The sequence below is a fragment of the Streptomyces sp. NPDC019890 genome, assembly GCF_044903445.1.
In the GTDB taxonomy this organism is placed as follows: domain Bacteria; phylum Actinomycetota; class Actinomycetes; order Streptomycetales; family Streptomycetaceae; genus Streptomyces.
Genome location: NZ_JBJDQK010000014.1, coordinates 1 through 14,209, shown reverse-complemented (window position 1 = coordinate 14,209; position 14,209 = coordinate 1). Strand labels below are relative to the sequence as shown.

Annotated in this window: 11 protein-coding genes and 1 pseudogene; 5 read left to right on the top strand and 7 right to left on the bottom strand. The window is 68.6% G+C overall.

Going from position 1 to position 14,209, the window contains the following annotated elements; genetic code table 11:
* Position 1: 1 nt before the first annotated feature.
* The 6 genes from kdpB (ACI2LP_RS29465) to ACI2LP_RS29440 form a co-directional block, all read right to left on the bottom strand.
* A complete protein-coding gene (gene kdpB / locus ACI2LP_RS29465; RefSeq protein WP_404727572.1) occupies positions 2-2,158 on the bottom strand; it encodes a potassium-transporting ATPase subunit KdpB in 2,157 nt (718 codons plus the stop codon).
* Positions 2,155-3,819, bottom strand: coding sequence for a potassium-transporting ATPase subunit KdpA (gene kdpA, locus ACI2LP_RS29460; RefSeq protein WP_404727571.1), 1,665 nt, complete (start codon positions 3,817-3,819; stop codon positions 2,155-2,157). The genes kdpB (ACI2LP_RS29465) and kdpA overlap by 4 nt, the downstream gene beginning before the upstream one ends.
* An 8-nt stretch (positions 3,820-3,827) precedes the next feature.
* Positions 3,828-3,917, bottom strand: coding sequence for a K(+)-transporting ATPase subunit F (gene kdpF / locus ACI2LP_RS29455; RefSeq protein ID WP_063801986.1), 90 nt, complete (start codon positions 3,915-3,917; stop codon positions 3,828-3,830).
* Positions 3,918-4,242: 325 nt separating this feature from the next.
* Complete coding sequence (locus tag ACI2LP_RS29450) at positions 4,243-4,989, bottom strand: DUF4118 domain-containing protein (RefSeq protein WP_404727570.1); 747 nt, start codon at positions 4,987-4,989, stop codon at positions 4,243-4,245.
* Positions 4,990-5,012: 23 nt separating this feature from the next.
* Positions 5,013-5,102 carry a K(+)-transporting ATPase subunit F gene (gene kdpF / locus ACI2LP_RS29445; protein ID WP_404727569.1) on the bottom strand — a complete coding sequence of 30 codons (90 nt, stop codon included), beginning with the start codon at positions 5,100-5,102 and terminating at the stop codon, positions 5,013-5,015.
* Positions 5,103-5,191: 89 nt separating this feature from the next.
* Positions 5,192-6,748 (bottom strand): hypothetical protein, encoded by a 1,557-nt coding sequence (locus ACI2LP_RS29440; protein WP_404727568.1) that lies wholly within the window; start codon positions 6,746-6,748, stop codon positions 5,192-5,194.
* 393 nt (positions 6,749-7,141) lie between these two features.
* On the opposite strand from ACI2LP_RS29440, the gene kdpB (ACI2LP_RS29435) reads away from it, so the two are divergent.
* The 3 genes and pseudogenes from kdpB (ACI2LP_RS29435) to ACI2LP_RS29425 all read left to right on the top strand — a co-directional run bounded on the left by kdpB (ACI2LP_RS29435) (position 7,142) and on the right by ACI2LP_RS29425 (position 10,351).
* On the top strand, positions 7,142-9,295 hold the full coding sequence (kdpB, locus tag ACI2LP_RS29435; RefSeq protein WP_404727567.1) for a potassium-transporting ATPase subunit KdpB: 2,154 nt from the start codon (positions 7,142-7,144) through the stop codon (positions 9,293-9,295).
* Between the two features lie 290 nt (positions 9,296-9,585).
* Positions 9,586-10,256 (top strand): annotated as a pseudogene (locus ACI2LP_RS29430) (SDR family NAD(P)-dependent oxidoreductase).
* A 17-nt stretch (positions 10,257-10,273) separates the two neighbouring features.
* Positions 10,274-10,351, top strand: a complete 78-nt coding sequence (locus tag ACI2LP_RS29425) for a 50S ribosomal protein bL37 (RefSeq protein WP_404727680.1) — start codon at positions 10,274-10,276, stop codon at positions 10,349-10,351.
* A 65-nt stretch (positions 10,352-10,416) separates the two neighbouring features.
* Here the strand turns inward: ACI2LP_RS29425 and ACI2LP_RS29420 are convergent, their stop codons facing one another.
* On the bottom strand, positions 10,417-12,258 hold the full coding sequence (locus ACI2LP_RS29420) for an APC family permease (protein ID WP_404727566.1): 1,842 nt from the start codon (positions 12,256-12,258) through the stop codon (positions 10,417-10,419).
* A gap of 306 nt (positions 12,259-12,564) precedes the next feature.
* Between ACI2LP_RS29420 and ACI2LP_RS29415 the strand changes: the two genes are divergently transcribed.
* Together ACI2LP_RS29415 and ACI2LP_RS29410 are read left to right on the top strand one after the other, a co-directional pair.
* The gene (locus ACI2LP_RS29415) at positions 12,565-13,029 is read left to right on the top strand and encodes a hypothetical protein (protein ID WP_404727565.1); all 465 of its coding nucleotides are present in this window, start codon (positions 12,565-12,567) and stop codon (positions 13,027-13,029) included.
* Positions 13,030-13,160: 131 nt separating this feature from the next.
* On the top strand, positions 13,161-14,209 hold a 1,049-nt coding region (locus tag ACI2LP_RS29410), incomplete at its 3' end, for an APC family permease (protein WP_404727564.1).

Here is a 14,209-nt window from a genome sequence, read left to right as displayed (position 1 = left end):
GTCAGCCGATTCCGGGGATGAGGGAGATGAGCAGGTCGATGAGCTTGATGCCGATGAACGGGGCGATCAGGCCGCCCAGCCCGTAGATCCCGATGTTGCGGCGGAGCATCTTGTCCGCGCTGGTCGGCCGGTACTGCACGCCCTTCAGGGCGAGCGGCACCAGCGCGATGATGATCAGCGCGTTGAAGATGACGGCGGACAGGATCGCGGACTCCGGGGAGGACAGGTTCATGATGTTGAGCTTGTCCAGGCCCGGGTAGACCACCGCGAACATCGCCGGGATGATCGCGAAGTACTTCGCGACGTCGTTGGCGATCGAGAAGGTCGTCAACGCGCCCCGGGTGATGAGGAGTTGCTTGCCGATCTCGACGATCTCGATCAGCTTGGTCGGGTTGGAGTCGAGGTCCACCATGTTCCCGGCCTCCTTGGCGGCCGAGGTACCGGTGTTCATCGCAACGCCGACATCCGCCTGGGCGAGCGCCGGAGCGTCGTTGGTGCCGTCACCGGTCATCGCGACGAGCTTGCCACCGGCCTGCTCGCGCTTGATGAGCGCCATCTTGTCCTCGGGGGTGGCCTCGGCGAGGAAGTCGTCCACGCCCGCCTCCTCCGCGATCGCCTTGGCGGTCAGCGGGTTGTCGCCCGTGATCATGACGGTCTTGATGCCCATGCGGCGCAGCTCGTCGAACCGCTCGCGCATGCCGTCCTTGACGACGTCCTTGAGGTGGATGACACCCAGCACACGGGCGCCCTTATCGTCCTCGACCGCGACCAGCAGCGGAGTGCCGCCGGCCTGAGAGATCGTGTTGGCGGCCCGGTCGGCGTCGTCGGCCACCTGGCCGCCGTGCTCCCTGACCCACGTGAGCACCGAACCGGTCGCGCCCTTGCGGACCTTGCGGGCCTCACCGTTCTCGGAGAGGTCCACCCCGCTCATGCGGGTCTGGGCAGTGAAGGGCACCCACTCCGCATGCTCCAGCTCGCCCTGGTGACGCTCGCGCAGGCCGTACTTCTCCTTCGCCAGGACCACGATGGAACGGCCCTCGGGAGTCTCGTCGGCGAGCGAGGACAGCTGGGCGGCATCCGCCAGCTCGGCCTCGGTGACACCCTGCACCGGTACGAACTCGGCCGCCTGGCGATTACCGAGCGTGATGGTGCCGGTCTTGTCGAGCAGCAGCGTGGAGACGTCACCGGCGGCCTCGACGGCCCGGCCGGACATCGCGAGCACATTGCGCTGCACGAGCCGGTCCATGCCAGCGATGCCGATCGCCGAGAGCAGCGCGCCAATAGTCGTCGGGATCAGGCAGACCAGCAGCGCGACCAGCACGATCATGGTCTGTTCGGCGTGCGCGTACTTGGCGAACGGCTGCAGGGTGACGACCGCGAGCAGGAAGACGATCGTGAGGGACGCGAGCAGGATGTTGAGCGCGATCTCGTTGGGCGTCTTCTGCCGGGCAGCGCCCTCGACCAGGTTGATCATGCGGTCGATGAAGGTCTCGCCCGGCTTCGTCGTGATCTTGATGACGATCCGGTCCGACAGCACCTTCGTACCGCCCGTGACCGCGGACCGGTCGCCGCCCGACTCCCGGATGACCGGAGCGGACTCGCCGGTGATGGCCGACTCGTCGACGGAGGCCACACCCTCGACGACGTCTCCGTCGCCGGGGATGATGTCGCCCGCCTCGCAGACCACCAGGTCTCCGATGCGCAGGTCGGTACCGGGCACCCGCTCCTCGGTCTTGCCGTCCTTGGACAGGCGGCGGGCGACCGTGTCGGTCTTGGCCTTGCGCAGGGTGTCCGCCTGCGCCTTGCCGCGGCCCTCGGCCACCGCCTCCGCCAGATTGGCGAAGATCGTGGTCAGCCACAGCCAGGCGGCGATCGCCCAGCCGAACCAGTCGGTCGTGTCCTTGATCGCGAAGATGGTGGTCAGCACGGAGCCGACCAGGACCACAAACATCACGGGCGACTTGATCATCACCCGCGGGTCGAGCTTCCTGACCGCGTCCGGGAAGGACTTGAGCAGCTGCTTGGGGTCGAAGAGACCCCCGCCGACGCGGCCGGGCTCGGTCTTGTGACCGGTCGGTACATCGGAGTGCGGCGCCCGGGTCGGAGTGACAGTGGACATGGAGCCGGGCTCCTCTTGCTTCTTTACGTTGGTGGTCATGACGCCAGCCCTTCGGCGAGCGGACCCAGCGCCAGGGCCGGGAAGTAGGTCAGACCGGTGATGATCAGGATCGTGCCGACCAGCAGCCCGGTGAAGAGCGGCTTGTTGGTCCGCAGGGTGCCGGCGGTCTCCGGGACCGGCTTCTGCTCGGCGAGCGAGCCCGCCAGCGCCAGCACGAACACCATCGGCAGGAACCGGCCGAGCAGCATCGCCAGACCGAGGGTGGTGTTGAACCACTGCGTGTCCGCGTTCAGACCGGCGAAGGCCGAGCCGTTGTTGTTGCCGGCCGAGGTGTAGGCGTAGAGGATCTCGGAGAAGCCGTGCGCACCGCTGTTGGTCATCGAGTTCACTGGGGTCGGCAGCGCCATCGCCGCGGCGGTGAAGCAGAGCACCAGCGCCGGGGTGATGAGGATGTAGCAGGCCGCCAGCTTGATCTCACGGGTGCCGATCTTCTTCCCGAGGTACTCGGGCGTACGGCCCACCATCAGGCCCGCGATGAACACCGCGATGATCGCCATGATCAGCATGCCGTAGAGGCCGGAGCCGACACCACCGGGCGCGATCTCGCCCAGCTGCATACCCAGCAGGTTGAGCCCGCCGCCCAGACCGGTGTTGGACGAGTGGAAGGAGTCGACCGCGCCGGTCGAGGTGAGCGTCGTGGAGATCGAGAAGATCGACGAGGCACCGACGCCGAAGCGGGTCTCCTTGCCCTCCAGCGCACCGCCCGCGACCTCGAACGCCGGACCGTGGTGTGCGAACTCCGTCCACATCATGAGCAGCACGAAGCCGACCCAGATGGTGACCATCGTGGCGAGGATCGCGTAACCCTGCTTGATCGAGCCGACCATCCTGCCGAACGTGCGGGTCAGCGCGAACGGGATGAGCAGGATGAGGAAGATCTCGAACAGGTTCGAGAAGGCGTTGGGGTTCTCGAAGGGGTGCGCCGAGTTGGCGTTGAAGTAACCGCCACCGTTGGTGCCGATCTCCTTGATCGCCTCCTGCGAGGCGACCGCGCCACCGTTCCACTGCTGCGAGCCGCCCATGAACTGGCCGACCTCGTGGATCCCGGCGAAGTTCTGGATCGCGCCACAGGCGACAAGTACGATCGCGCCGATCACCGAGAGCGGGATCAGGATGCGGACCGTGCCGCGCACCAGGTCCGCCCAGAAGTTGCCCAGCTCACCGGTCCGCGAGCGGGCGAAGCCCCGCACCAGAGCCACCGCCACCGCGATACCCACCGCGGCGGAGACGAAGTTCTGCACCGCCAGGCCGCCGGTCTGCACGACGTGGCCCATGGCCTGCTCGCCGTAGTACGACTGCCAGTTGGTGTTCGACACGAACGACGCGGCGGTGTTGAACGCCTGGTCCGGGTCGATGGAGGAGAAGCCGAGCGAGCCGGGCAGGGAACCCTGGAGCCGCTGAAGCAGATAGAGGAACAGGACACTGACCGCGGAGAAGGCGAGGACGCCGCGCAGATAGGCGGGCCAGCGCATCTCGGCATTGGGGTTGGCGCCGATGGCCTTGTATATCCACTTCTCCACCCGCAGGTGCCTGGTCGAGGAGTAGACGCGGGCCATGTAGTCGCCCAGCGGGCGGTATGCCAGCGCGAGCGCTGCGATCAGCGCGAGCAGCTGGAGCACACCGGCGAGTTCGGGGCTCATATCTGTGCTCAGAACCTCTCCGGGTACACAAGGGCGAGGACGAGGTAGCCCAGCAGGGCGACGGCCACGATCAGCCCGACAATGTTCTCGGCAGTCACAGCTTTGCCACCCCCTTGGCGATGAAGGCCACCAGCGCGAAGACCGCGATCGTGGTGACGACGAAGGCCACGTCGGCCATCGTGAGCTCCTGGAAGAGATTCGTATTGAACGGACCTGACCAGGAAAGCGCCCCGCCCAGCGCATATGCGTTCCGTTGACGGGCCTCTTACGGCCATTGGAGCGCTCTTGACGGAGCTCTTACGCGCTCGGACCCCGACCACTGGAAATACAGGCCCGTCACACCCCGGAATGGGACCCGTGGCCCGCCGACGACGTCCTTTCCGGTCATCCGACACACGTCAGGGGGCCGGAAGGCCCAGGAGGTCAGTGCTCCAGCACAGGGCCTGCCGTGTTCAGGGCCGCGCCGGTCTGGTCGGCGAGGGTCACGGCGACCAGCCGCGCCTGGAGAGAGGGGACGGACCCGGGGCCGGGCCGCAGCATGAACCGGCCGCGGTAGTGGCCGTTGCCGAAGACGCGGAGCTCGATCTCGCCTTCCGGCCAGCCGCGCCGCTCGACGTCCCAGTGCTTGCGCGCCACGACCATGCCGCCGTCCTGCTCCAGCCGCGGCGGCTGCCCGAGCAGACTGTCGTACTCGAAGCGGCAGCCCCGCAGCTCCAGTACGTCGACGAGCTGGCGCCGCACATGATCGACGACCTTGTCGGGAGACCCGGAGGCCTGGACGAGCTGGGCGGTCTCATGGAGACGGGCCAGCTGACCGGCGTCGGTCACCGCGATCACCTGGAGTTTCCGGGCGCGTGCGGCGAGCTGCGACACCACGATGCCCACGACCAGCAGCAGGACGGCCGTCTCGATGTCGTCGGCATCGTTGATGGTGAACTGCTGGTACGGCCGGGTGAGGAAGAAGTCGAACCAGGCGGCCGCCGACAGCGCCGCGAGGGCTCCCGCCGTGCGGTTGCCAATCGCGGCGACCGCCACCACGACCACGACAAGGATCAGTGCCAGGGTCGCGTTCGTCGCGTCATCACGGAAAGGCACCAGGACAGCAGCCACCGCGGGCGGGGCGAGCAGGGCGGCACCCAGCGCGACCGTGTCACGAAGCGGAGTTCTCATGGCCCACCTCGCGTCTTGGGGCTTCAGAACTTCTCCGGGAAGATCAGCGCCGCCACCAGGTACCCGACGAGGCCGACAGCGATGACAAGACCGACTGCATTCTCAGCGCTCACAAGGAAAGCGTCCGCCCGGGAACCCCGTCCGGGCTGCCGGTCCCGCGGACCTTGACGACTCCCTGACACGAGGACATCACCCCGCCCGCTCAGGCACGGAACTCGGCCAGCCGCGGGCGCAGACCGAGTACGGTCAGCGCCGCGGCCGCCACGAGAGCGCCGCCGGCCCCGGGCAGCAGGCCGGAGACAGCACCCCTGCCCTCGCGCACCGATGCCGCGAATTGGGTCCGGTTGATGTCGGTGACCTGGTCGAGTGCGGCCATCCAGGCGCCGAAGTGGGCGTTGGACTTGCCCGGGTCCCAGCTGATGCAGAAGGCGATGGCCTCCTTCTCCTTGCCCTCCGCGATCAGACGGCGGATGGTGCGGTCGTCGCGCTGGTAGACGGCGTACGCCTCGACGGTCCGCTCGGCGGCGGTGCGTTCGCCAGGGAAAGTGATGTTGTCGAGCTCGCGCCGGAACTCACCGGTGAAGCGCAGATCGGCATGGTCGGTGCGGTAGGCGGCCCAAGTCTCGTCCACGCCTGTGTCGTACGTCGCGAGGGTCGCCCCCTCGATGCCGTACAGCTGCTGTGACTTGTCGAGGAAGGACTGCTCGTAGGCGGTCCGCTCCTGCCTGAAGAGGAGGTAGCGGCTTTCGTCGGCGTTCCCGTCGTAGGCGATGGCGCGTGCCCGGGACAGCGCGACGACAGAGTCGAAGGCGTCACGGCGGGCGCCGCGCAGATGATCGGAGGAGGCGGCAAGTGCCTGGCCGCCCAGGGCGAACGCGAGGAAGGCGCAGAGCGTGCCGGCCAGGAGTGCCGGGTTGAGAATCCGGTGGAACTGCTTCGCGAGATACCACTGCAATACGACGAGAGCGGCGAGGAGCAGCAGGCCGAGCACGACCGCAGCGATCAGTTCGGCGTCGAGCCGGGAGCGTGCGGCGTCGTACTCGGCTTCGTACGCCTCGTTGTTGGCGGCGATCAACGCCTGTGATTCGGGCCGGATATGGCTGCCGAGCAGGCGGGTGGCCGACTGGTAGTCGTCCAGGGCCGCGGCCTTGCCGCCCGAGCGGCCGTCGTTCTCCAGCGCGCGACCGATCAGCTCCTGGTAGCGGGCGAAGTTCTCGGTCAACGCCTCGACGGTGCGCTCGGACTGCGCGTCGCCCTCGGCGGCCACGGCGAGCGTACGCAGTTCGCGGCTGACCGTGCGACGAGCTGAGTCGTAGAAGCCGGTGGCCTTGTCGTACGGGACCTCCATGCGGCCCGCGCCCCCGTCCCCGCTGGACAGCAGAATGTTGGCAGCCTGCGCGTCCATGTCGTTGAGCGCGAGACCGAGACCGGCGGCGCTGGTGGTGCGCGGGGCGTCGCGTCCCGCAACGGTGTGCCATGTATCGGAGACGGCGAGCCCAGCCAGTAGCAGCAGCAGCCCGAGCGCGGCCGTGAGCAGCACAATCCCCGTACGTGCCAGACGCAGCCTGGCCGGCAGGGTCGCCCAGCGACGCCGCAGCCGCTGCTTCAGGGCGTCCAGGCGCGGGCGGCCCGGCAGCTGCCTCCCTCGTGGCCGCGGGCCGGGCTTCCCGACTGGTCGTACGGCCGTCGCGTGGCGTGTTCCGGCTTCGGTCCGGGATCCCGCCTCAGGACTCTGCGCGGTACCGGCGGTGATGGTCACACGCCCTCCAAGCTCACACCACGGACGATCGTCCGTTCCCCCGTGCGATGAGTCTCAGCCACGCTCCAACACGAATCGGCCTCCCTTGATGCCGCCCTGACGCCATGTCAGTGCTTCTTGATGCGGGCTTGATGCCCCACCGCCTGCGCCTGTCAGAGGGCCGTAAATACCCCTGGGCAAAGGCGAGATGAGGGTTTTGCGGCGGCTAGATTGCCTTTCGGCCGCTGGAACCGCGGACGTCAGTGGAATGACGCGTGTTCGGCGGCGGGTACGCGGCGGCTCCCCGCGTCGCGGCCGCAGTCAGCCTGGTCGACGCCGGGGCGCCCCGGCGTCGACCAGGCCTCAGCGCCTGACGCTTCTCTCCTGCAGGCCCCCATCAGAAGGTGTTCCGCGATGCTCCCCGCCGCTCCTCAGCAGGCTCCGACAGCACAGGCACCGGATGGAAGTCCGCCACACGCCCACCCGCACCGGAAGCGCTCCGGGCAGGGCGGGCTCTTCGATCCGGTGCAGTTGTTGAAGTCCTTCCCGGAGGCACTGCACAAGCTGCACCCGCGCGCCCTGGTCAAGAACCCCGTGCTGTTCGTCGTCGCCGCCGGATCGGTGCTCACCACGCTCTCCGCGCTCTTCCATCCGTCCGTCTTCACCTGGGTGATCAGCATCTGGCTGTGGCTGACGGTGATCTTCGCGAATCTCGCCGAGGCGGTGGCCGAGGGCCGCGGCAAGGCGCAGGCCGAGTCACTGCGCCGCGCGCGTACGGACACGGTCGCGCTGCGGCTGCGGCACTGGCGCTACGGGACCAACCTGAACAGCGCCGAGACCGAGGCTGTCGCAGCAACCGACCTTCAACTGTTCGACTTCGTCCTCGTCGAGGCGGGCGAGCTGATCCCGGCGGACGGTGATGTCGTCGACGGCATCGCGGCGGTCGACGAGTCCGCCATCACCGGTGAATCGGCCCCCGTCGTCCGGGAGTCGGGCGGCGACCGCAGCGGCGTCACGGGCGGCACCACGGTGCTGTCCGACCGGGTCGTCGTACGCGTCACCTCACGCCCCGGGCACTCCTTCCTGGACCGGATGATCGCCCTGGTCGAAGGCGCGCGACGGCAGAAGACACCCAACGAGATCGCGCTCAACATCCTGCTGGCCGCGCTGACCATCGTCTTCGTCCTGGTCGTGGTCACCCTGCAGCCGATGGCCGCGTACGCCAATGCCGCCCAGTCGACCACCGTTCTCGTCGCCCTCCTGGTCACTTTGATACCCACCACGATCGGCGCGCTGCTCTCCGCCATCGGCATAGCGGGCATGGACCGCCTGGTGCAGCGCAATGTCCTGGCCATGTCCGGCCGGGCGGTCGAAGCCGCGGGCGACGTCAACACCCTCCTCCTCGACAAGACCGGCACCATCACCCTCGGCAATCGCGAGGCCGCCGGCTTCGTACCGCTGCCCGGCGTCGACGAGCTGATCCTCGCCGACGCAGCTCAGCTCTCCTCGCTCGCCGACGGGACTCCGGAGGGGCGCTCCGTCGTCGTCCTGGCCAAGGAGAAGTACGGACTGCGGGCCCCGGCCCAGGGCGAGTTGAGCAACGCACAGTTCGTGGAATTCAGCGCCCAGACCCGGATGAGCGGCGTCGATCTGCGGTGGGACAACGGGGCGGCCTGCTTCATCCGCAAAGGCGCAGCCGCCCAGGTGATCAACTGGGTGGAGATGCGCGGCGGTCTCGTCCCGTCCCAGGCGGCCATCTGGGCCGACTCGATCGCCGCGAGCGGTGGTACGCCGCTGCTGGTCGCCGTCCACGACTGGGACGGACCGCGGATGCTCGGCATCATCCATCTCAAGGACGTCATCAAGGACGGTATCCGCGAACGGTTCGCGGAACTGCGGAGGATGGGCATCCGGACAGTGATGGTCACCGGGGACAATCCGCTGACCGCGAAGGCGATCGCGGAGGAGGCGGGCGTGGACGACTACCTCGCCGAGGCCACCCCCGAGGACAAACTGGCCCTGATCCGGCAGGAACAGGAGGGTGGCAAGCTCGTCGCCATGACGGGCGACGGTACGAATGACGCGCCCGCGCTCGCCCAGGCGGATGTCGGCGTCGCGATGAACACCGGTACCTCGGCCGCGAAGGAGGCCGGGAACATGGTGGACCTCGACTCCAACCCCACCAAGCTGATCGACATCGTCGAGATCGGCAAGCAACTCCTCATCACCCGCGGTGCGTTGACCACCTTCTCGATCACGAACGACGTGGCGAAGTACTTCGCGATCATCCCGGCGATGTTCGCAGGCGCCTATCCCGGGCTCGAGGCCCTCAATCTCATGGGCCTGCACAGCCCGACCTCCGCGATTACCTCGGCGATCATCTTCAACGCCCTGATCATCGTGGCGCTGATCCCGCTCGCCCTGCGCGGCGTGCGCTACACCCCCGCCACCGCGCACGACCTGCTGCGCCGCAATCTCGCCGTGTACGGGCTGGGCGGGCTGGTGCTGCCCTTCGCCGGGATCAAGCTCATCGACCTGCTGATCTCGAACGTGCCGGGCCTGGGCTGAGTCTCGTCAGCGGGGGCGTCGTCAGGGGGATGTCAAGGAAAACCCGTCGCCCTTGAGCCGCTGCCCGCAAGCCAGTTGGATGACAGAGTGAACAGCGAGTGGCTCCTTCTCGACCGGCCGCCTCATCAGGCGTCGCCCCGTCGGGTGCCCCGCTGCCCGGACACGCCGGCCTTCGGCTGGCAGCCGTCGGCTGACACGTAGTCCGTAGTCCCCGGGGCGCCGAAACCTTGTCCGGCGCCCCTTCTTCGTATGCGCTCATCGCATCCGTACGCCCCACACCCTTGGATGACATGTCCGGCTCAACCCTTTCCTCCCGCACTGTCCTTGTCACCGGAGCCACCTCCGGCATCGGCTACGAGACGGCCAGGCTGCTCGCCGAGCGCGGCACCACCGTTCTCATGCACGGCCGCACCGCCGAAGAGGCGCGGGCGGCGACCGACAGGCTCGTCAGCACCGCCGGAATCCCGGGCGAGCGCCTGTGATCGCCTTCCAGGTCAACTTCCTCGCCCACTACCTGCTCACCTGCCTGCTGGGGCGGGCACTGAACGGGGTGCCGGGCGGCCGCGTCGGCAGAGTCATCAACGTCTCCTCCTCGCTGCACCGCACCGGCTCCATCCAGTGGAGCGACCCCAATCGCGCGCGCCGCTACTCGCGGCTCGCCGCCTACGCCCAATCGCAGCTGGCGCTCACCGTCTTCGCCGCAGACCCGCGCGTGACGGCCGTCTCCGTCCACCCCGGCATCTGCGAGACCGCGCTGCTGCCGCTGTACGGGCACAACGGGGCCACCGCCACCGACGGCGCCTGCCATGTCGTACGGCTCTGCGACCCGGCGGTGGAGATCGTCAACGGCGCGTACTACGAAGGCGACAAGCGGGTCCAGCCCGCTCCAGCCGCCACCGAGGAGCGCACGATCAAGCGCCTCACCAAGCTCGCCGACGTTCTCGTCGGCCACAGCGCCTGAAGGGACCCCGGAACCAGATGTCGAAGCGCTCCCGCAAGAAGAAGGCCCGCCGCAAGAAGAAGGCGAACCACGGCCGCAGGGCCGGCCGGCGCTGACCCTCGGTGGGCGGCCCGCCGCGCCCGAGGTCGGCGGCCGCCTGCTCGGCACTCAGTCCGGAACCTCAGTCCAGCCGGAACCGGAGCCGGCAGATCACCGCGTCCGTGTCCCTGCGCACCGCATGTGCGACGACCGCACCGCGCTGGTTCTGCAGGACCCGCTGCCACAGGTGGGCGGGCTCGACCTCGGGGATCAGCACGGTGATCCGGGCCCCGGGCGCGGACGCCGCCAGCTCCCGTACGTACGCGGCGACCGGGCGGCCCAGCGTGCGGCGGTCCGACGACACCCGCACCAGCTCCACACCCGGGTTCCACAGCGCCCAGTCGTGCTCCAGTGCCTCGGTCTGGGCGCGGTCCTCCGCGTCGGGGTGGCAGACCGTGACCGCCCGGACCTCGTCACCCAGCGACACAGCCGCCGTCAGGGCCTCGCTGGTGAGGCGGGTCAGGGAGGAGACCGGGACGATGACCAACGAGCGGTCGCGGTGCGGAGGTTCCGGGATACGGCCCACCCCGAGGCGCCCGCCGATCTTCTCGTACGCACGGTGCACCAACTCGAACGTGACGACCAGCAGCGGCAGCGCGACCACGATCAGCCAGGCACCGTCGTGGAACTTGGTCGCGGTGACGACGACGGCGGAGATGCCGGTGAGGAGGGCACCGAGGCCGTTGAGGAGCGCCTTGCCCGCCGAGCGTGGCCCGCGCAGCTGCCGCCAGTGCAGGACCATGCCGGTCTGCGCGATGGTGAAGCCGACGAAGACGCCGATCGCGAAGAGCGGCACCAGGGTGTTGGTGTCGCCGCCGGAGAAGACCAGCAGCGCGGCGGAGACACCGGCGAGGGTCAGCACACCGTGCCGGTGTACCTGCCGGTCCGCCTTCAGCCCGAAGACGTGGGGCAGGTAGTTGTCGCGGGCCAGCAGCTTCAGCAGTACCGGCAGGCCGCCGAAGGAGGTGTTGGCGGAAAGCGCCAGCAGCGTCATGGTCGCGAACTGGATGACGTAGAAAGCCCAGTTGTGGCCGAGGGACGCATCGGCGAGCTGTGCGAGGACGGTAACGCCCTCGACCGGCTGCAGTCCGAAGCGGGAGATCAGGACGGACAGGCCGATCAGCATCACTCCGAGCAGCGCGCCGAGGGCGACCTCGGCCCGCTGGGCGCGGCGGGCGGCCGGAGCGCGGAAGGACGGGACGGCGTTGGCGATGGCTTCGACGCCGGTCAGCGCCGAGCAGCCGGAGGCGAAGGCCTTCAGCAGGAGCAGCGCGCCGACGGTGGTGGCGTTGTCGGCGAGTACGGAGGCGTGACCGGCGGCCGCCTCGGTCGAGGCCGGGGCGTCGCGGAACAGCCCGATGGCAATCAGCACCAGGATCGAACCGATGAACACGACAGTCGGCACGATGAAGGCGCGCGCCGACTCGACGATGCCGCGCAGATTCACCGCTGTGATCAGGACGAGGACCGCGAGGCACAGCCACATCCGGTCGCCGTACAGCTCAGGAAAGGCGGACGTGAGCGCGGCAACGCCAGCGGTGACTGCGACAGCGACGTTGAGGACGTAGTCCAGGACGAGCGATGCGGCCGCGACCAGGCTCGTACGGGCGCCCAGATGCGCCTTGGCGACCGCGTAACTGCCGCCGCCGTCCGGAAAGGCGGCGATCACCTGCCGGTACGAGGCGACCAGGACCGCCAGCAGTCCCGCGATGGCGAGCGTGACGGGAAGCGTGAAGCCCAGCCCGTAGCCGCCTGCCGCAGCGAGTACCAGCACGATGGCCTCGGGGCCATAGGCGACCGAGGCCATTGCATCGAGTGAGAGCGCGGCGAGGCCGGTGACAGCGGTGAGCTTGTGACGGGCGTCGGTATCCGGGGGATCCTCTGCGCTGGGCGCAGCGCCGGTCTCGGCGGACAGGACGGACATGCGGGTGGGCTCCTTTGTTCCAGGTCCGCTCAGGGTGTGCCCGTATCCGGCCGGTCTTGCTCGGTGCTGACGCGTCCTTGTCGCGTCATGGCCGCAAATTCACGAGATCATGACGAGAGCCATTAGGGCAACGTCAAAGTTGACCGACACCACGTAAGCGGTTCATCAATGAGCCGAGCGCAGGCCCTCGACGCCCCTAGCGTCAGTTGCATGGGACGGCGGATCACACCATCTCGTCCGGGGCGCGACGCCGACCGCGCGAAGCCCCCCGGAGATGCTGTGCGCGACGAGAACTGGACTGGCGACATGCGATCGGCCGTCGGCTGCGCCACGCTGCTTCTCTGTCTGCTGCTGGTGATCGACGGCGGCTCCGGCGCCCTCACCTTCGCGAGCGCCGCGCTCTGGACGGCGCTCGCGATCCTGCTGTTCGTGGTGCTGCTGCCGGCAAGGGTGACCGCCGGCGAGGGCTGGCTGGCGTCGCGCGGCCTGCTGCGCGAACGGAGAGTGCGCACGGACTGCCTCGTGGCGGTGCGCTGGTCGGACGGCGTCGCGCAGCGGCTGGTCCTGCGCGACCTGGACGGTGGACGGGTCGAGCTGGACCCGCGGGTGCTCGTCGCCAATCCTCCGCTGTGGCGTCTGCTGGACGAGGGCGCCCGAACCTCCCTGGGCCGAGGGACGCTGTTGTCCGGGGCGACCGCCCTGAAGCAGATGTCGCGGCGGATCGACGGCGAGACCGCCCATTCCGTCTTCAAGATCTCTGGACTGAGGTAGCGAGGACCACCCCGCTACGGGCGTAATTGCGCCATATGTACGAACTCTCGTGGAATCCTAACGAGTTCTTGATGCCCCTCAGGCCTCGGTGAGGGTGCTTTTGGGCTGGTGGGGCGGCTTACGCTCGCGCCGTGCTCAATGTGACCGGGATACTCAAGCGGCTGGTTATCGGCCGTGCCAAGCGCAGCGAGGAGCTGGGCGAGACGCTGCTGCCCAAGCGGCTCGCCCTGCCGATCTTCGCTTCCGACCCGCTGTCCTCGGTGGCCTATGCCACCCAGGAGATCCTGCTGGTGCTCACGTTGGGCGGCCTGGCCTATCTGCACTTCACGCCGTACATCGCGGGCGCGGTCGTTGCCCTGATGACCGTGGTGGTGCTGTCCTACCGCCAGGTGGTGCACGCCTATCCGAGCGGCGGCGGATCGTACGAGGTCGCCTCGACGAACCTGGGCCCCTCGGCCGGTCTGGTGGTCGCCGCCTCGCTGCTGGTCGACTACGTGATGACCGTGGCCGTCTCGGTCGCCTCCGGCGTGGACAACATCATCTCGGCGGTGCCCGCCCTGGTCGACTACCGGGTGCTGATGGCGCTGGTCTTCGTCGCCGTCCTGACCGCGATGAACCTGCGTGGCGTGCGTGAGTCCGGCCGGTTGTTCGCCGCCCCCACCTATCTGTTCATCGGTGGCGTGCTGATCATGGTCGGAACCGGCCTGTTCCGCTATCTGATGGGGGACGCGCCGGTGGCCGAGTCCGCCGCGTACGGCGTGAAGGCGGAGCCGGGGGATGCGAACCTGGCGGGTCTCGCATTGGTGATGCTGGTCCTGCGCGCGTTCTCCAGCGGCTGTACTGCGCTGACCGGTGTGGAGGCGATCTCCAACGGCGTGCCCGCCTTCCGCAAGCCCAAGTCCCAGAACGCCGCGACCACCATGGCCGCGATGGGCATCATCGCCATCACCATGTTCGTCGGCGTCACCACCCTCGCGATCATCGCCAAGGTGCACATCACCGACGACGCCTGCCGGCTGACGGGGCTGGCCGACTGCGACGGCTACACGCAGCGCACGGTGATCGCGCAGCTGGCGGCTTCCGTGTTCGGCGGCGAGAACAGCGTCGGCTTCTACTTCATCCAGGCCGCCACCGCCCTGGTGCTGGTCCTGGCCGCGAACACCGCCTTCAACGGCTTCCC